This is a genomic window from Desulfovibrio cuneatus DSM 11391 (assembly GCF_000430005.1).
Classification (GTDB): domain Bacteria; phylum Desulfobacterota; class Desulfovibrionia; order Desulfovibrionales; family Desulfovibrionaceae; genus Frigididesulfovibrio; species Frigididesulfovibrio cuneatus.
On record NZ_AUCY01000004.1, the window covers coordinates 59864 to 78509 of the forward strand.

Consider the following 18646-nt stretch of genomic DNA (forward strand, 5'->3'; position numbering starts at 1 on the left):
GTTCCCCCTGTAACAGGCAGCTCCATTTTTGCCCGCAACAGCTCTCCAACCTTGTTCAGGAAACCACTGCTTCTACCGCGTTTCCTCAGGAACCTTGCCCATGCGTGCCATAGCCCACCCCTTTTTTGAAACCCTGTATATAGACCCGGAAACCGGTCTTTATTGGGAAGAAGTAAAAAACTGGGGCAAGGGCAACTCCTGCCTGTTTTCCCTGCTTATTGAAGACCCAGCCAAGGTCACGCCCGAAGCTGTGGAATTTGCTGTTTCTGCCCTGGCCGACGTTGCCGCCCTGAACACCCTTGCCCGAAAAGCCCTGCAAAATAACAGAACCCACCAGCCCCATGGTCCTGTAGCGACGTTTTGTGAGCAGTGCGTTGCGCCTGTTTCCGGCTCATTACTCAGCCAAAGTATTCAGGAAGATGCCGCCCAAACATTGACCGAAGATAATTTTTTGCAGCTTCTGCGTCTACCATTGGTAGCCGTTTACCCGGAACAGGAAGAAGCCCCCCTGATGCTTGAGTATGCCCTGCCCTTGGGGTTTGAGTCCCAAAAAACGCTCCAGGTGCTATTTTCCCGGCTTGGCGACCCTTTGGATGTGGTGTTTAATAATGGATTATAATCTATTATTGCATATAGTCAAAAATTGTAACACGTCATACAATCCAAACCATTGCTTACGCTCACATGCCATTTGCAACATGTAACGCCTCAAACCCACGCTTGCAAAAAATTGAATATTCTATAAATGATGCAAAAAAGGAGATTGCTTATGTCTCGCTGGACTATCCTATTTTCTTTTGCTGCCTGGGTCTTTTTGCTAACAAATGCACACGCCGCCGCTACTTCGCCTCAGCTCTCTCCTGCAAGGGCTGCAGTGTTTGAATTATGCAACAGCCCTGATTTGGAAACACATCTCGCGGCGGTGCTTTTATCGACCGATCTGGCTAGACCTGACGAAATTGAACAATGTTTACTGGAACGTATGAAAACAACTACTGTTCCCTGGGCCAAGAGCATTCAACTCTACGCCCTAGCCAAGATACGGCTAGAGGAATCAGATGACCTCCGGTTTGTAGAAGGTTTGCCCAGCGACCAAAAAAACTTTAGGCAACTGATTGATTTTGAATCCAATATGTATCGCCATCCCCCCAGCCACATTCTTGGCTACCTGATGGACTTGGCTGAAAGAAAAGAACGTCCAGATTTGCAAATGAAAAGTAGAGCCAAGCAGTCAGCGCTTTTTGAGATGGCGGACGGTTGGATTGCGGACTTTTTACAGCCCCAATAAGTAAGGAGAGACACTATGCCTTGGTTATTTGATGGAGAGAATCTACAAGATGCAGCAGGCAATTCTTAGACAGCACTGAGCGGCCCCCATAAAAAAGGAAGTCTCCCCGCTGGAGAATACACCATTGGTACTGCTACAGCCATTGCCAATGTTGCCAGCAATAAAAGCTTTAAAGACCCATCTGGGAATTATTGGTGGTGCGACATAACTCCTAATTTTTCTACAGACAGGAAAGATCTTGGTATACACCCGGATGGTGGAACACGTGGAACAGAAGGGTGTATTGGTATGACAAGCTACAATACCATGGCAACATACAGGGCCCTGCGCGAAGCAAATGGCCAAAAGCTTGTTGTTAAATAGCCAACATACACCAAAAATAATGTACAGATTATACGAAAAAGCCCCAGCTTGCACTGGGGCTTTTTCGTATAAAAGAATGCACAACAAAAAAACTATTCTGCAAAATCACCCAGAATAAGATTAGCAGCCCGCTTCGGTGCGCCCTTTTCCCCCAGCATGGGGCGCAAGGTGGCAAGGGTTTGGCGTATGTCTTCCAGGGGGTTGCTGCCATCTGCCGGGGCAAGCCAGCGCAAAGCCGCTTCCGCAAGGGGCCCGGCATTACAGGCAGCTTGCAGCATTTCCGGGAATACCTGACGGTTTAAGATGAGGTTGGGCAAACTGATGTACGGCACCCGCACGAACTGCTTGAGCACATGGTAAGAGAAAGAGGAAAGCTTGTACGTAACCAGGGTGGGCGTGCCTGCCAGGGCACTTTCCAGGGTAACCGTGCCGGAAGCCACAATAAGCATTTGGCACTGGCGCATAAAGGCCCAGCGGTTATCCGGTTCTTGCAGGGTCATGGGCACGTCAGCAGGCCAAAATGAACGGATAAATTCTTCACTCAGCCCAGGGGCGCGGGTAATGGCAAAGCGCAAATGGGGCAAGCGCTGCAATAGAATGCGGGCTGCCCCGCCAAATTCCGGCAACAGGGCGGAAACCTCTTTTTTGCGGCTGCCGGGCAGCAAGCCAATAAGTCCAGGCTGCGGCGTTATGCGTGCCAAGGCGGCTTCATCCACCACATCCACCAGGGGGTTGCCCACATAATCCACTTCCATGCCAAACTTTTGGTAAAAGGGCACTTCAAAAGGAAGAATGGAGATAACCCTACGTACATTTTCTTTAATAAATTGAGCACGGTTCTGGCGAGAAGCCCACACCTTGGGGCTTATGTAGTAGTATACCGGAATGCCCAATTTACGGGCCGCCTTGATGAGGGGAAAATGGAAGCTTGGGGCATCAATGACCACCACAGCCTGGGGCCGCAGCCGGGCAAGGGTGCGTTCCATTTCCCGGAGCATACAAAAAATACGGGGCAGGTGCCCCAGTACTTCCGTAAAGCCCATAACAGAAAGAGACTCCGTGCGGAACAACGCTTCCAGCCCGGCGGCACGCATGGCAGCCCCCCCCATACCCTGGCACACAATACCGGGCTGGGCAGCACGCAATGCTTCCACCAAAAGGCCGCCGTGCAGGTCGCCGGAAGCTTCCCCGGCGCTAATCCAAATTCGTTCCAGCAAAATACCTACTCCCAATAATGTTCGGTTATCTTTTTGTTGCCGGGCTAGCTTCCCCTCCTTGCAATCCTGCTCATGCGCACGGTTGCAAGGCCTATTCCGTTAAAAATTCCCGAAACACATAGTCGCGCAGGGCCTGGGGCCACGGGCGCGGAGTTACCCCGGTAAGCGCGGTAAAGGCCGAAGTATTCAGCACCGAATAGGCCGGGCGTACCGCTTTTTGCGGATATGCGGAAGAAGGCACGGGCTGCACCGCGCAGGGAAGGCCCGCCAGTTGCACTGCCTCGTCTGCCAGTTCACACCAGCTTGCTTCCCCACTGTTCACCACATGAAATAACCCTTCCGCTTTTGCTTTCACCAGTTGCATGGAATGGGTGGCAAGGTCTACTGTGTAGGTGGGGGAGCCAATCTGGTCATGCACCACCTTCAATTCTGCGTTGGTTTTGCACTTTTCAAGAATGGTACGAACAAAATTGCCTTTGCCTGGGCCGAACAGCCACGCGGTACGCACCACACAGCAGCCTTTCAGCCCGGCCTGGAGTAATGCTTGTTCCCCGGCGAGTTTTGTTTTTCCATACACACTCAAAGGGCCTATTTCATCTTCCACCAAATAAGGAGTGCGTTTTTTTCCGTTGAAGGCAAAGTCTGTGCTGTAATGCACCAAATGGCAGGGGAAGCGGCGCAGCACCCGCGCAAGCAGGGCAGGCACCTGTACGTTGAGCAGGGAAGCTTCCTCCGGGCACTCTTCGGCCTTGTCCACCGCTGTGTACCCCACCGTATTGAACACGCAGCCAGGTTCCGTGCGCTCCACAAGGTTGGCCAGGGCCGTTTCCACCCCTTGGGCCGCAAAATCCACATCATGCCGGGTTGAAGCCGTTACCTCCCAGCCATTCTTGGCAAGCACTTCACACAAGGCCTGCCCCACAAGTCCGGTTTTTCCGCCAAGAACAAGAGCTGTGCGCTTCATTATTGCCTGCCCCCATACCACAGTTTGGCAAACTCGCGGTAAGCCCCGCTTGTTACATCCCCCACCCATTGCTGGTTGTTGGCGTACCAGTTCAACGTTTGTTCCAGCCCCTTCTCAAACGTCCAGGCCGGAACAAAGCCCAATTCTTTTTGGGCCAGGGAAAAGTCCATGGCATAGCGTTTGTCGTGCCCAGGGCGGTCTGTTACATGGCGAATAAGGCTGTGCGGCTTGTTGCAGTAATCCAAAATGCTGGTGACCACCTGCATGTTGGTGCGCTCTGCGTCGCCCCCCAGGTTATACACCTTGCCGGGGGTGCCGCGGGTAAGGGCCAGCCACACGCCGTTGCAGTGGTCTTCCACGTGAATCCAGTCACGCACGTTGGTGCCGTCGCCATACACGGGCAAGGCTTCTGCATTGCGGGCCTTGATATACATAAGGGGAATGAGTTTTTCTGGAAACTGGTATGGCCCGTAGTTGTTGGAGCAACGGGTTATGACCACGGGGTAGCCATATGTTTCATACCAGGCCCGGCAAAAAAGATCTGCCGAGGCCTTGGAAGCGGAATACGGGCTGTTGGGGGCAATGGGAGTACTTTCCGTAAATTTGCCTGTGGGGCCGAGGGTGCCATACACTTCATCGGTGGAAACATGCAAAAACTTGGCAACATCAAACGCTTTTGCAAGGGTAAGTAGCGTTTGAGTGCCTGTAATGTTTGTGCGCAAGAAGGGGGTGGGGTCGTGAATGGAACGGTCCACATGTGATTCAGCTGCGAAATTGACAATGGCATCAAAGGAATATTGCTTGAAAAGAGCCTGCATGGCGTCTTTGTCAGCAATGTCTGCCTGCACAAAGGCATACGCCCCAGCATATTTTTCTGCCACGTCACGCACGCTGGCAGGGTTGCCAGCGTAGGTAAGCAGGTCTACGTTCACCACGAATACATCAGGCATGGCCTTGTATAAAAAACGTATAAAGTTGCTGGCAATAAAGCCACAGCCACCAGTAACGAGAATTCGCATGTGTACTCCTTAGTATAAAAACATCAGCACCCTTATACCGTTGAAAAAAGACACGGTCAATTGCAGCGTTGCAACTTCCGTCTTGCCCTCCCGCCATATGCACGGTAAGAAATAGCAGGGCATTGCCTGCCTTATCGGCTGACAGGGCAAAAACACTACTACTAAAAACTCATCAGGCGCTCCTACCGCACAATTCCCACATGAACACACCACTTTTCCGTGCTGATTTGCACATCCATTCCCGCTATTCTCGCGCCACCAGCACCCGCCTTACACCGCGCAACCTTGCAGCCTGGGCAGCGGTAAAAGGGCTGCACGTGGTGGGCACTGGCGACATAACCCATGCCCGCTGGCGCGACTCACTACGCGAAACCCTGGAATGGGACGAAGCCAGCGGCCTGTACCGCTTGCGCAACCCACGGGGTTTTCTTGACGAATTGCCGGAATTTGCTCACCTGGAACGTAGCGTTCCTCCCCCACTCTTCATGTTGCAGGGGGAAATAAGCTCCATTTACAAACGCGGCGGTAAGGTGCGCCGGGTACACAACCTCGTATATTTCCCCACTCTGGAAGCGGCAGAAGCCTTTGCCACCCGCCTTGGCGGCATTGGCAACCTGGAATCAGACGGCAGGCCCATTGTGGGGCTGGATTCCCATGACCTTTTGGAAATGGTGCTGGAAACTGCCCCCGGTGCCTTTGTAGTGCCAGCACACATTTGGACACCGTGGTATTCTCTGTTTGGTTCCAAGTCTGGCTTTGACAGTATGCAAGAGTGTTTTGGCGACCTGACCCATGAAATTTTTGCCCTGGAAACGGGCCTTTCTTCCGACCCGGACATGAACCGCATGTGGAGCGCCCTGGACGCCTACCGCCTGGTTTCCAATTCAGACGCCCATTCCGGGGAAAACCTGGGGCGCGAGGCCACCCTGTTTTCCGGCACCCCCAGTTACCTGGGTATTTATAACTCCCTGAAATACCCGGAAACGGCTGGAGAAGGCTGTAGCTTCCTGGGAACGCTAGAATTTTTCCCTGAAGAAGGCAAATACCACTTAGATGGCCACCGGGCCTGCAACGTGGTGTTGGAGCCGGAGGAAAGCCGTAAGCGTGGAGGTATTTGCCCGGTGTGCGGCAAGCCACTTACCCTTGGGGTGCTGTACCGCGTGCAGGAACTGGCCGACAGGCCCGCCCCCATACACCAGCCAGGCAACACCTTTGCCTCTCTTGTGCCCCTGCCGGAACTGCTGGGGGAAATTTTGGGAGTAGGGGCAAAAAGCAAAAAAGTGGGGGCCTTGTATGCCAAGGCCTTGCACAAATTTGGTTCTGAACTGGACATTTTACAAACTATCCCCACAAGCGAACTGGAAAAATTCCACCCTGCCCTGGGGGAAAGCCTGCACCGCATGCGTAGCGGGCAAGTAACCCGCAAGGGCGGCTATGATGGGGAATACGGCGTGGTGCGTGTGTTTTCCCCGCAAGAACAACAATCCATCCGCCACGGTTCCCTGTTTGCCAGTGCCCGTCCCTTGTTTCCGCACCAGGAATGATGTATTCTCTAATACGTTCAATTTCTCCACAAAATCCAACTACATGCGGCGAACACACTGCCTACTTCACAAACGCTCAACCATAACGGCCCATTAGGTTCCTGGCACGCTCAAACGTTATTTCACGCTTCTCGCCATGGGCTTTTCCGTGCCGCAACACATTCCTATGACTACCCAAAATACTGCCATACTGCTTGCCGCCTTTGGGGCCACAACCGCCCTTGGCAGTTCTGCCATACATACATTTGAAGACGAAGTGCGCCGGGCCTTTCCTCAGGTAACGGTGCGTTGGGCTTATACTTCGCCCCTTGCCCTCAGGCGCCTTGCCAGTAGGAATATTGAGGTTGATTCCGTGGCAAAAGCCCTTACCCGCCTGCACCTTGATAACTTCACTCAGGTTGCCGTGCAGTCGCTGAACATTATTCCTGGCAAGGAATATGAAACGCTGCAAAAGCAATGCATGAACATTGCCAGGGAAACCGGCCTGCGCCTTTCCCTTGGCGCACCGCTTTTGGCCACTGAAGCAGACGTAGAACGAGCCGCAGATGTTCTGCTGCAACATTTACCCCTTGAACGCCAGCCGGATGATTTGGTGCTGTGTATGGGCCACGGCACAGCCCACAGCGCGGCAGCCAGCTATTCCGCCCTGGCCGATGCCTTGCAAAAACGTGACCCACGTGTCTTCATTGGCACACTTGATGGCGAACGCTGCATTGAGTTCATGCTGCCAAAGCTGCACGCAACAGGGAGTAAAACGGTATGGCTGTTGCCGTTACTTTCCGTTATTGGCAAACACGCGCAGCATGATATGGCAGGGGAAGAACCCGGCTCCTGGCGGTATATTTTAGAGCAGGAAGGCTTTACCTGCCACCCGGTGCTACGCGGCACGGCCGAATACAGCGGGTTTGCTCACATGTGGCTGGAGCACCTGGCAAAGGCCATGGCGGCGCTATAGCAATACACATACGCAAAAAAAGGCGGGTAGGAAAATTCCTTACCCGCCTTTTTATAGGAAGCAATTCAAACACAACCAGCATTTCTTTGCACGAAGTATCGGCTGATTCCCTACAATAATAAGGGGAAAAGTCTGTACAGCCTGTAAAGCAAAGCGCCATAAAAAGAGCTCATACCAAGCGACATTACACAACAACGCCCGCCTTCCCAAAACAAAAAAAGCTACGCTTCGTCGTCGTCGTTCTTTTTTGTGCCTGTTTTGGCATTTTTTTGCGGGGTAATGTCAATTTCGTCGGGTTCAGTTGTGGCTTTTTTAAAGTTCTTGATGGCACGTCCCACGCTGCTGCCAATTTCCGGCAGTTTTTTGGAGCCGAACAACACCAGCACCACCACAAGAATAAGAAGTATTTCAGACATGCTGGGCATTCCCATAACCAACCTCCAAAGCATTCGGGGCGCAATATTTACTGCGCTTCCCAGGTGAGTGCAACAACAGCGTGTGTGTGTAGTATTTTTACCACACCACACATACACGGTGTGCTTGTCATACCTGTGCAGGCGGCATTGGTCAAGATGCCTGAACACCTCTTGCACCCCTTGTGAAAAAAAGTTTTTAGACTTGGCAGCGGCTTGCAGGAAGAGTAAAAACAAGGTAGCATATTTTGTAGCTATCTTTTCCGCTATTTCCATAGGTTACGGCACACACTGCTGGCATGCCCGCCAGCTTAACGCACACAAGACGATAAGGAAAACGGGTATGAAAAGAATAGTTGTTATAGCCTCCAGCAACGCTGGAATAGAATGTGCCCTGGGCATTAAAAGCCGCCTGCCTGCCGATGAAATTAACCTGATACTTCCTGCCGGGCTTTCCTCTTTCCCCGACCCGGTAGGCCCTGCAAGCCAGCGCGCTGCTGCCTGCCTGCCCAACATAAACCAGCTTGCTGGCAGAGATATTGGCATTATTGAAGCACACGAACTTATGCCCGACCTTGCCAAAAACGAGGTAGTGGTTTCTTCTACCCGCGGGGTACTGCCCGTGCGCTTTCACCACCTAGTGGTGGAAACACAGGTCACAGCCCGTGTACCCCGTGCCATTGGGGCCATGGCAAACGTTTTTGCCTGGCCGCAGGAAGGGTTTGCAGCAAGCCCCCATGCTGTGGACAATGCCCTGTTTACCGCAGCTTCCCACAACACACCTGCCCTGGTGGTAGGCGCTGGCATGGCAGCCCTGGATGCCGTGCTTGGTGCCCATGAAGCCGGATGCGAAGTTGTGTGGCTATTCCCCGGTGCCTCGGCTGAACCATGCATTGCTTCCCACCTGCTGCGGTACACCCTGAAGGAACTGGGCAGCGCCGTGCGCTTTGTGCATTTGCCGGAAGCAGGCATTGAAGACTTTGCATTTGCCCTTTCACCTGATGGCTCGTTGCTTGAAGCTGTGGTGACCCCGGATGGCACCCCACACCCTGCCGGGGTATGCCTGTGGACAGCCCCCATGCTTACACGCCACCCATTATTGCGTGAAGAAGGCTTCAGCCTGGATGCCTATGGCCGAATTGAAGTGGACCCTGCCCTTGCCACGCAGGTTTCCGTAATTGGCAGCGGGGCAGCCATGCCCAGCTTTTTAGCCGCCGGGGGCACCCTGCCCTTGCCCGTGGCCACGGGCGGGCCGGAAAGCGCCCTTGCCACGGCGCATGCCTGTGCCTGGGCTGTAGCAGAAGATAAAGTGCCTGCCATTGACCTGCTGGGGATGCAACGTGCTGCCAACAGCAAATACTGTGTACTACGGGCCGGTTTTGGCACCCGCGAAGCGGAAAAACAGAATTTGGAAACTGAACAGGCTGTACAATGCCTTTCCATTGCCCTGGAGGGGGAAGCGGAAACCGCCAATACCGTGGTGGGTCAGGTGGCCTTACGCATTGTGTGCCACAGCCCCACCCACACCATTATTGGGGTGCAGGTGCTTGGCATTAATGCCCCTGAGGTGATTAGCACAGCCGTGTTTGACCTAGCCATTGCTGCCATGCGGGCAGCCACTCCCCTGGCCCAACTGGCCCGGGAAGAGTATGCGGGCCAAGCCGCTGACTTGCTGGCCAAAACCGCCACTATTGCCCTGCGTAAAATGGCAGGCGGCGTGTTTGGCATTAGCCCGGCAGAGCTTTTAGCTTCACGCCAGGCCGGGGCAGAGTTTTTTACCCTGGACCTGCGCCACCAGGACGAATGGGAAAGAGCCCACCTGGAAGGGGCATACAACATTCCATTTTTACAGCTCAAAAAACGGCTGCAAGATGAAGTACCCCGCTTTACCCCGCTGGTGCTGGTTTCAGACACCAGTGAAGCGGCCTATGCCGCAGCTTCCCGCCTGAGCGCCCTGGGTGCTGTGGATTTATATGTGCTGGACGGGGGCATGCGCCTGTGGCCCTACCCCACGGTAACCAAAGGCGATGACGAGTAACCTATTGAAACGAGAAAGGGGAGGCTTGGCCTCCCCTTTTTTTATGCAAACAACGGCATCAGCTTATTGCAGAGCCAGTTTATCGTTCTTGAATTTAATGGTTTTCAACGTGCTTGCAGCAGCATCCAGGTCGCCGCTTACCACCACTGTGGCCATGATTTTGCCTGTGGGGTCTGCCAGCAGCAGCATCTTCAAGGCAACCGGGCCTTGTGCTCCATGCAATTCTGCATAGTGTGCATCGGCTTTCACGATTTTCATATTCATGGCAACGCCTGCGGCCTCCATGTTCTTAACCGTGCCTTCTGCAAGGGTTTTGGCGTCTTCCCCATTGGTTGGGGCATAGGTAATATTAATGGCGCTTTGCTTGGCAGGGTTATTTACAATAACCATGATAGCACCCTGGTTTTGAATTGGATCGCTCACCATTTGCCACCCTTCACCAAGGTCAATGGAAAACTCGCCAAAATCTTTGGGGGCAGCCAGAGCAGCCGTGGAAAACAAACAAAAGGCCAAGGTCAGAAGAATCTTTTTATACATGAAATATTCCCTCAAAAAAGCCGCATTGTGTATAACAATTACCAAACCGGTGCCACAAGTGTATTCCCTAATGCCAATCATCGGGCATCTCATAGCATACGAGTCTGAATTTACCACAAAGGTATGCCTTGGACGGCCTTGTAAGTCAACATAAAAAATAACAAACAAAAACAATAACATGCGTCACTTTTTTTGCGAGGTACATGTAAACATATTCATAGAATACAGAAAAAAGGATTCCACGGGACTGGACAAAAAGAACTCAATCATAAATTCAATAAAAACAGAACCCTACCCATTCGGCACGTTTCCCTGGCGAAGTTGCAACACATTCCAGAGGGAACCAATGGCCTCGTTATCTAATATTCGCTGGTTACTGCTGCCTTTCAAGCCGGAATCCAGTTCCCGCAGGGCCGCTACATAGGGGCCATCAATAAGCAGGTCTGTTTGTTCCAGCAAGGAAGCCACAGCCGGGCGTTCCTGGGCAAGGGGGTACAGCGCTTCAAGGGTATAGCCGGTGTACACCACAACCGTTTTACCCAGGGCATGTACCTGTTTTGCCAAAAAAGCCAAAGGTTCTGGCTGTAAAAAGGGTTCCCCACCGGAAAACGTAACCCCGGCAAGCAAGGGGTTAGTGGCAAATTGCGTGAGCAACGCTTGGGGGGTGGTTTCATACCCTTCCCCAAAGCTGTGGGTTGCCGGGTTGTGGCACCCAGGGCACCCATGCAGGCACCCCTGGGTAAACACCACAAACCGCAAACCTGGGCCATCTACAATCGATTCTTCAACAACCCCATGCACCCGCAGGGAATGCACGCAGGGCAAGGAAGCGTTACGCTGCACCGTGCTTTACCCTTTCACGCTCTTCCGCCCGCTTGGCGTTGTTAAAACGCTCCAGGGTGCCCACAAGATAGCCCGTGATACGGCGGGTACGCTCAAACCCCTGCCCAGCACCCACCATTTTCACTTCTGTAGCCACTTTTTTGTCTGTGCACTGTGTATCTAAAAGCATAATGTCGCTCCTCCATTTGAATACTACGTATGATATTGGTGAGGGAAACACAGCTCCCCCGCAAGTTGTCGTTATTTGGGACGTACGGATTACATGGGCACGTCATGGTACTGCTTCTTCAACTGAAGCAATGCTTCCTCGCTTACCCCTTCCCCTTCTTTTCTGCCACAGCGCGGGCAGCAATCGTCAATAACGCCTATGTACCCGCACACAGGGTCTCTGTCCAAAGGGTGGTTAATGGAACCATAGCCCACACCCTGAGCGTGCATAAAACGTACAATAGTTTCAAACGCTTCCAGGTTTTTGCTGGCGTCACCATCCAGTTCCACATAGGAAATGTGGCCAGCATTGGTAAGGGCATGGTACGGGGCTTCCAACTGAATTTTGCGGAATGCAGCAATGGAAAAGGAAACAGGCACATGAAAGGAGTTGGTGTAATAGTCCTTGTCAGTAATCCCTTCAAGGGTGCCATAGCGCTGCTTGTCCAGGGCTACGAACCTGCCGGAAAGCCCTTCTGCCGGGGTGGCAATAAGAGAAAAGTTCAATCCGGTTTCCCGGGCTTTTTCGTCTGCCCGGCGGCGCAGGTGCTGCACAATTTGCAGGCCAAGAGCCTGTGCCTGTTCACACTGGCCGTGATGCTTGCCAAGCAGGGCATACAGGGCTTCGGCAAGGCCAATAAAGCCTATGGTCAGGGTGCCGTGCTTCAACACTTCTTCAATGGAATCTTCCCATTTGAGGTGTTCAGAATCCAGCCAGATGCCTTGCCCCATAAGGAACGGGTAGTTGTATACCTTTTTGGAACCCTGAACCTTAAAGCGATGCAGCAACTGCCGGAACACTAAATCAATGCGTTCATCCAGCAGGGTGAAGAAGGCGGCAGTATTGCCCTTGGCTTCCAGCCCCAGGCGAGGCAGGTTCACGGTGGTAAAGCTGAGGTTACCACGCCCGCAGGTTACTTGACGTTCCGTGTCGTACACGTTGCCAATAACCCGTGTGCGGCACCCCATGTAGGCCACTTCAGAGTTATAATCGCCTTCCCGGTAATACTGGGCATTGAAGGGTGCATCTAAAAAGCTGAAGTTGGGGAACAACCGCCGTGCAGATGTTTCCATGGCAAGGCGGAACAGGTCATAATTGGGGTCTTCAGGGTTAAAGCTCACCCCGGCTTTCACTTTAAATATTTGCACAGGGAAAATGGACGTTTCCCCATTGCCAAGGCCTGCTTTGGTGGCAAGTAACAGATTCTCCACTACCATGCGCCCTTCTGCGGAAACATCTGTACCGTAGTTCACGGAACTGAACGGCACCTGCGCCCCTGCGCGGGAGTTCATGGTGTTCAAGTTGTGGATGAAAGCTTCCATAGCCTGATACGTGCGCCGCCGTGTGGCCTGAATGGCCTTTTGGGTGGCATGCAGGTGGGTTTTGGCAAGCAGGGGGCGCATGGTTTCCCCATGGCAGGCAAGCAAAGCCTGGCCAAAGGCTTCGCCATTGCCAAGGGTTGGCTGGTAAGGCAAGCCTTGCAGCAACACTTCAGTTCGAGCAACAGCTTCAGCCGCATCCAGTTCATTCTTTACTTCAAGAAAGCAAGCAAAAGCTGCAACGTATTCCTTGCGGAAGGTTTTGTTCACCCCTTGGGCCATGGCAAAGTCAAAATTGGGAATGCTCTGCCCACCGTGCATTTCATTCTGGTTGGCCTGCAAGGCAATGCAAGCCAGGGCAGCATAACTTTCAATGGAATTTGGTTCGCGCAGGTACCCATGCCCAGTGGAAAACCCTTTCTTGAACAATCGGATTAAGTCTATCTGGCAGCAGGTTTCCGTGAGCATATAAAAATCTTTGTCGTGAATATGAATGTCGCCATTGGCATGGCCAGCGGCGGCATCTTTGGGCAACACGTAATTATCAATAAAGAACTTGGAGCCCTCAGAACCATAGCGCAGCATAGTGCCCATGGCTGTGTCCCCGTCAATATTGGCATTTTCCCGCTTGATATCTTCTTCTTTGGCAGGGGCCCAGGTAAGTTTTTTATAAATATCCATCAGGTACGTTTCAGCATCACGAATTTTCGTATGCTCTGCCCGGTACAAAATGTAGGCCTTGGCAGTTTTGGAAAATCCGAAGCGAATGAGCACCTCTTCAACCACGTCTTGAATTTCTTCAACATTGCTAAGGCTGCGTGCTTCCAGCAAGCGGCACACTTCTTCTGTAACAAACAAAAGGCCCGTGGCGGTAATTTCTTCTTCCCCCACAGCCTTGTTGGCTTTGGCAATGGCATTAAGAATTTTGCTTGAATCAAACAAAACGCTACAACCATCGCGCTTCACAATTTGTTTCGCCATTATGGTTCCGAAAAAGAACAGAGGCCCTGTTCCTGTGTATATGAGCCAAAAAAAAACCTCCGGCACGAAAAAGCCGGAGGAAACGCGTTTATCCTCGCTTGCAACCCTTCCGGTAAAGGCCCGTTACCGGTGGTGTGTCCTCAAGACAATGCTAAGGCAGGTCTTCCGGCTTGCCAGGTTCTTGTTCCACCTTCCCAGGAAATTTCCCAGTGGTATTCACTGAACAGAACACACATTTGGCATACGGCGGCGGGTCCGCTCTCGCTTTATACGAGATTCCCTATTAAGCCCCAAGGGGCACATTAGCAGAGGCAAACATGGCGTAAAACAGGGTCATTGTCAATGGGCAAGACGCTACATGTACTTCAACATCTTGGAATAAATAGATAAATTCATTGTACATTCAATGCGGTACCTGACGCAATATACGGGGCATAAAGCAACAATACTGGTACGCGCAGGGGAACTCTCTGTTTCATGAACAAATACACAAATGGCAGGAGAAAGCCATTGAGCAGTAAAAAATAGACCAGCACGCATATACATAGAGCTTACATGTATATTAAAATATCACATTTAACTGGAGGTAATACATGTATATAGTCATTTAAACGCTGTAACACAGTACTCAAAAAAGTTTCTAAAAACACTTGCCTTTTTCCGAAAAACACATATTTTCTTTAAGGGAGAGAAGGGAACCAGCTATAGCTGTTTTTCTTTTTCACATACATGAGTTATGCTGAATTACGACTAATCTTGTCGTATATTTTTCTTGCCCGTTGGGTATGCCTATACACAACTAAGAACAAAAATATACGGACAAAGCATGACAAAGATGAAGGGAGGCAGAAACTCACCTTTCTGCCTCCCTTACTTCCAAGGGAGCCAACCCCCTTGGAATCATCAGAAGCCTGCCCACGGACTCACCTTCCTGGGTGGGCTTCTTCATTGATGATAGTGTTCACTGGGTGTTTTGCAAAAGCAAGAGCCTTATGGAAATGCCATGGGCCAGTGCATCTGTTGCTTTTGCAAAACACATGGTAAAAAATTATTCTTTTGGCGTCCCTTTAAATTTGTATAGTAAGGTAGTACCGCCCTGCTCCAGGGTAAGCTGGTCATCTTCAAGGCGCACAGTAACCCCTGCGGCCATCATTTTGAAAAATTTCATTTCCAGTTGGGTCAAGTTTTCCTCTGGACACATCATCATGGAAGCCCCCATGGGGTCCACACGCAGCACATCATCTTTTAAAGTGCCTTTGCCAAAAAAACGGTTACATACAGAACCCACCACCTGCATATCTGTCAAAAAGGCAATGGTAGGGGTGTTGTCTTTAGCAACAAAAGCCGTACCATTTACCGTTTGCAAGGCAAATTCTTTATGCAACAGGTCTTTGGCAGTTACAGCCCCACCCTGAGCATTTCCTGAACAGCCACAAAGCAGTGCAAACACGCAGGTAACCCGCAACGCATTCCGAAGGTTCATAGCCTGCTCCTTTTTGGTATGTTGATATTTTCATGGGCATTCCCATTTATGAACATTTGCCTGATACAGAGAAAGCAAATTTACTGAACGCAATTACAGTATCACTATTTATACACGTTGAGCAATAAGGAATGCGCGTATTTGCACGCAAAAAAAGCTCTTTATGGAGCAAACCATAAAGAGCTTTTTAAATACACGCTAAGCACCCTTGTGCCCTACCTGGCAGGCACTACACCAGCAGATTAAGCTAATTAGCGCAAATCTTTTGGGTCAGTGGCGTGGGAAAATGCAGGAGGCGGTGAGCTTGGAGTTGTTACAGGCGGCGGCGTATAAGGCTTGGCAGCCTGGTTACGCTTTTCATTGTTATATCCATCACTGTACCCACGCTTCATGTCTGAAGCGCCGCTTTCTGCCTTGGCTTGTACATATCCTGCGGTCTCACCTATCCAGGCACAGCCCGAAAGTGGAACAAGAGCGAGAAGCAGACAAAATCCCAAAATACGCATGCTATTCCTCCAACCGAAGTGGTAAATTAAGCAACCATACACTAACGCACAGTATGTGTTCTTCACATACAGGAAAATGCCTCAAGACACAACGAGTAATTAGAGTTTCTCTAGATAATATTTAGACAAGATGCGTTTTTGTTCTCTGCCAAGGAAATTGCGCCTGCTTCGAGGTGTGTATTCTTACGGCAGTCAACTGAAAAAGCAGGCGCTAACTGATGCAGGCAGGAGCAAAAAGACACTCATGTAAACAGCATTTAAGGAGGCACTGATTAAATGGCATTTTGGAAACGCGTAGTTATTTCGTTTAGCAAGGAACAAGCTTTTTTTGAAGCAGGAGTGACCATTCTGCAGGAAAGCGGAATTGGGAACTGCCCGTAGGGCAGGAGCCGAAGGCCGAGGCCCAGGACGGGCCGAGTCAACTCTTCCGTCCTCGACTGTTTCAAAAAAAGTAAAGCAACGCCGCCAAACGGAATAAATCAGCGTTTCCCTAGAATGAAAGGCTGAAGCCGACACTGGCCCCCTGGGAAGAAGATGCACCAGAACTCATGCCTGCGCCTTCCACCGTTTTATGTTCCGCACCCAAGAGGACTTTCATGTTTTTTTCCACTTCCACGTCCAGCCCAACCCCGGTTGAAGCCACCTTGCCGCTTTTTTTATCCAGCGGAGTAAACAGTGGCGAGTTTTCGTCTTGCTGGTTCACCACAAACTTTGCCGAAGTGCCATTATGCATTTTATACTTCATGGCGATTTCTTTGGGGGCATCTTCCCCATACTCCGGCAGAACATTGGCTGCCCCAGGCAACGGGGAACGGTGCGGGCTTGGTGCTTTTGTATCCTTCCCACCGGAAAACTCCACCGCCGTTGGAAGGAAAATGGGCTTTTCCGCCACCTTGTCATGCTGCGGCCGTTTCATGAACGGGGAAGGGGCCTTGGGCATGGTAGGGTCTGCAAAGGCATTGAATTTCTTTTGTTCATTGGCAGAAATTTTGGGCAGTTTCTTTTCCGCTGGTTGGGTGGCATTTTTACTGCGGGGCGCAGAAAGGCCCTGGCTGGCACAAAGAAGAACAAGCACAATGCCCAGCACGCAACAACCCGCCACGCGGCGGCATGCACCATTATGAGTAAAAAATGAAAGGAGGGTATTCATAGTTAAGGCTCCCATACGAAGTGCTGCTTGCCCTGCATTGCACTCTTGCCACATTTGGGCCATACTTTACCTGCTACCCGGCCAGGTTCGCCGGAAAGCAATGGCCCCGGCACAATACCGCTGGGCTTTTGCAAGGCATAACGACAGCGCTATGCATGCACCCTAAATAAGATGTTTCCCAACACTTCGTCAAGAGGGCTTTTATGCTTCCCATTATTATGTTTATGAACGGGCTGTGCCTTATGGTGCTTGAAATGGTGGGTGCACGGCTGCTTGCCCCATGGTTGGGCACTTCTACCATAGTATGGACAAGCCTTATTGGCGTTATTCTGGCATTTTTAAGCCTTGGGTACTGGCTGGGGGGCAAACTGGCTGATAACCTGCTTACCCCGCGCCCAAGCGCCCACCATGAAGGTAAAGAAGCCAGTGCCCCCTCCCCGGCATTGCACAATAAAGCAAAGGGTGTGCTGGCCCGCCTGCTGCTGTGTGCCGCCCTTGGGGTTATGCTTTCCGCCCTGCTCCAGCAGCCTTTGCTTGGCTGGCTCACGGCGCAGTCCACCTCGCTTCACGTAAACGCCGTACTGGCTGCCGTGGTGCTTTTTGCCCTGCCGGGGCTGGTAAGTGGCATGATTTCCCCATTCACCATGCGCCTTGCCATAACCAGCCAGGCCAAAGCGGGCAGCACTATTGGCAGGCTTAACGCCATTTCCACCATTGGCAGCATTGTGGGCACTTTTTTAGGCGGCTTTGTGCTTATTTCCTGGTTTGGCAGCCGGGAAATAATTTATGCCATTGCCGCCTGTTATTTGCTGGTGGCCCTGTGCACCCACCGCCTGCCAGCTTCTGCCTGGGGGGCCGCCCTTGTTCTTTTTTGCGCCAGCCTTGGGTTTGAATGGATTGCCCAAGTGCATGCCGCTGCCACCCACACCACCACCCTGGAAACGCCCTACAATACCTTGCGTATTCAGGAAGGTTTTTATTCCGGCAGGCCTGCCCGTTTTTTATCTACCGACCCTGGCAGCGCGCAGTCCGGCATTTTTCTGGACAACCCGCAGGAACTGATGTTTGCCTACACCAAATTTTACCGCCTGGGCACGGCCCTTGTGCCGCACCCTTCCCGCGTTCTCATGCTGGGGGGCGGGGGCTATTCCGTGCCCAAATGGCTGCTGGGCAACGGTGGCCCGCTGGGGGCAGGGGCCAGCCTGGACGTGGTGGAACTTGACCCCGGCGTTACCCGTGTGGCCAAAGAAGATTTCAGCGCCCCCCTGGGCGATGCCCGCATGCAGGTATTCCATGAAGATGCCCGCACCTTTATTAACCGCGCAGCACGGGCAAGCAACCACCCTACCTACCCCCTTATTTTTGCGGATGTGTTCAACTCCCACTATTCCGTACCCTTCCATATTGGCACGCGGGAAGCGGCAGCCACCATGCGTAGCCTGCTGGACGACAACGGGGTGCTGCTTATGAATATTATCAGCGCTGTTGAAGGGGATAACGGCAGACTGCTGCGGAGTATTTACCACGCTTTCCAGGGGGAATTTGCCGAAGTGGTTCTGCTGCCGGTGCAAAGTAAATACGAGGGCACCATGGTGCAAAACGTCATGCTGCTGGCCTTCCCCCAAAAAGGCATGATGACGGAAGAAACCCTTGCCAACCTGCCGCCAGATGTGCGCGCCCTGTATGAAAACCGCTGGACCCGCCCTGTTGCGGAAGATGTGCCTGCATTGGCGGATAACTTCGCCCCTGTGGAGCGGTATATGCTGCGTACGCAATGAATAAGAATAAAACTTTGAGCCACATATCTACTATTTGTTT

Annotated in this window: 16 protein-coding genes, 1 pseudogene and 1 riboswitch; of the genes and pseudogenes, 6 read left to right on the top strand and 11 right to left on the bottom strand. The window is 52.0% G+C overall.

Annotated features, from left to right (window positions below; genetic code table 11):
* The first annotated feature begins 100 nt into the window (after positions 1-100).
* Together G497_RS0100240 and G497_RS0100245 are read left to right on the top strand one after the other, a co-directional pair.
* Positions 101-619: a hypothetical protein gene (locus G497_RS0100240; protein WP_027186634.1), complete on the top strand. Its 519-nt coding sequence runs from the start codon at positions 101-103 to the stop codon at positions 617-619.
* A gap of 150 nt (positions 620-769) precedes the next feature.
* The gene (locus G497_RS0100245) at positions 770-1288 is read left to right on the top strand and encodes a hypothetical protein (RefSeq protein WP_027186635.1); all 519 of its coding nucleotides are present in this window, start codon (positions 770-772) and stop codon (positions 1286-1288) included.
* A gap of 455 nt (positions 1289-1743) precedes the next feature.
* Here G497_RS0100245 and lpxB read toward each other — a convergent pair whose 3' ends face one another.
* The 3 genes from lpxB to rfbB form a co-directional block, all read right to left on the bottom strand.
* Positions 1744-2868: a lipid-A-disaccharide synthase gene (gene lpxB, locus G497_RS0100250; RefSeq protein ID WP_027186636.1), complete on the bottom strand. Its 1125-nt coding sequence runs from the start codon at positions 2866-2868 to the stop codon at positions 1744-1746.
* A gap of 91 nt (positions 2869-2959) precedes the next feature.
* Entirely contained in the window at positions 2960-3832 is an 873-nt protein-coding gene (gene rfbD, locus G497_RS0100255) for a dTDP-4-dehydrorhamnose reductase (protein ID WP_034635915.1), read from the bottom strand.
* The gene (gene rfbB / locus G497_RS0100260; protein WP_027186638.1) at positions 3832-4851 is read right to left on the bottom strand and encodes a dTDP-glucose 4,6-dehydratase; all 1020 of its coding nucleotides are present in this window, start codon (positions 4849-4851) and stop codon (positions 3832-3834) included. The genes rfbD and rfbB overlap by 1 nt, the downstream gene beginning before the upstream one ends.
* 200 nt (positions 4852-5051) lie before the next feature.
* On the opposite strand from rfbB, the pseudogene G497_RS15920 reads away from it, so the two are divergent.
* Together G497_RS15920 and G497_RS0100270 are read left to right on the top strand one after the other, a co-directional pair.
* Positions 5052-6368, top strand: a pseudogene (locus tag G497_RS15920) (endonuclease Q family protein); the annotation flags it as partial.
* 193 nt (positions 6369-6561) lie between these two features.
* Positions 6562-7350 carry a sirohydrochlorin cobaltochelatase gene (locus G497_RS0100270; protein WP_034635963.1) on the top strand — a complete coding sequence of 263 codons (789 nt, stop codon included), beginning with the start codon at positions 6562-6564 and terminating at the stop codon, positions 7348-7350.
* A 221-nt stretch (positions 7351-7571) separates the two neighbouring features.
* Here G497_RS0100270 and tatA read toward each other — a convergent pair whose 3' ends face one another.
* Positions 7572-7766, bottom strand: a complete 195-nt coding sequence (tatA, locus tag G497_RS0100275) for a twin-arginine translocase TatA/TatE family subunit (RefSeq protein WP_281171036.1) — start codon at positions 7764-7766, stop codon at positions 7572-7574.
* Positions 7767-8106: 340 nt separating this feature from the next.
* Between tatA and G497_RS0100280 the strand changes: the two genes are divergently transcribed.
* Positions 8107-9801 (top strand): rhodanese-like domain-containing protein, encoded by a 1695-nt coding sequence (locus G497_RS0100280; RefSeq protein ID WP_027186641.1) that lies wholly within the window; start codon positions 8107-8109, stop codon positions 9799-9801.
* Between the two features lie 63 nt (positions 9802-9864).
* Here G497_RS0100280 and G497_RS0100285 read toward each other — a convergent pair whose 3' ends face one another.
* From G497_RS0100285 to G497_RS0100320, 7 genes are all read right to left on the bottom strand, one after another.
* Positions 9865-10338 carry a hypothetical protein gene (locus tag G497_RS0100285; RefSeq protein ID WP_156907854.1) on the bottom strand — a complete coding sequence of 158 codons (474 nt, stop codon included), beginning with the start codon at positions 10336-10338 and terminating at the stop codon, positions 9865-9867.
* A 291-nt stretch (positions 10339-10629) separates the two neighbouring features.
* Entirely contained in the window at positions 10630-11181 is a 552-nt protein-coding gene (locus tag G497_RS0100290) for a 4Fe-4S single cluster domain-containing protein (protein WP_245576322.1), read from the bottom strand.
* Positions 11171-11299, bottom strand: a complete 129-nt coding sequence (gene nrdD / locus G497_RS0100295; RefSeq protein WP_211228729.1) for an anaerobic ribonucleoside-triphosphate reductase — start codon at positions 11297-11299, stop codon at positions 11171-11173. Before nrdD ends, G497_RS0100290 begins: the two co-directional genes overlap by 11 nt.
* A gap of 140 nt (positions 11300-11439) precedes the next feature.
* Positions 11440-13689 carry an anaerobic ribonucleoside triphosphate reductase gene (locus G497_RS0100300; protein WP_027186645.1) on the bottom strand — a complete coding sequence of 750 codons (2250 nt, stop codon included), beginning with the start codon at positions 13687-13689 and terminating at the stop codon, positions 11440-11442.
* Between the two features lie 138 nt (positions 13690-13827).
* A riboswitch (cobalamin riboswitch) is annotated at positions 13828-14009 on the bottom strand.
* Between the two features lie 728 nt (positions 14010-14737).
* Positions 14738-15172: an META domain-containing protein gene (locus G497_RS0100305; RefSeq protein WP_051257674.1), complete on the bottom strand. Its 435-nt coding sequence runs from the start codon at positions 15170-15172 to the stop codon at positions 14738-14740.
* Positions 15173-15423: 251 nt separating this feature from the next.
* Complete coding sequence (locus G497_RS20005) at positions 15424-15678, bottom strand: hypothetical protein (protein WP_156907855.1); 255 nt, start codon at positions 15676-15678, stop codon at positions 15424-15426.
* A 490-nt stretch (positions 15679-16168) separates the two neighbouring features.
* Entirely contained in the window at positions 16169-16828 is a 660-nt protein-coding gene (locus tag G497_RS0100320) for a hypothetical protein (protein ID WP_156907856.1), read from the bottom strand.
* Positions 16829-17031: 203 nt separating this feature from the next.
* On the opposite strand from G497_RS0100320, the gene G497_RS0100325 reads away from it, so the two are divergent.
* Positions 17032-18606, top strand: coding sequence for a fused MFS/spermidine synthase (locus G497_RS0100325; RefSeq protein ID WP_027186648.1), 1575 nt, complete (start codon positions 17032-17034; stop codon positions 18604-18606).
* The last annotated feature ends 40 nt before the right edge of the window (positions 18607-18646 follow it).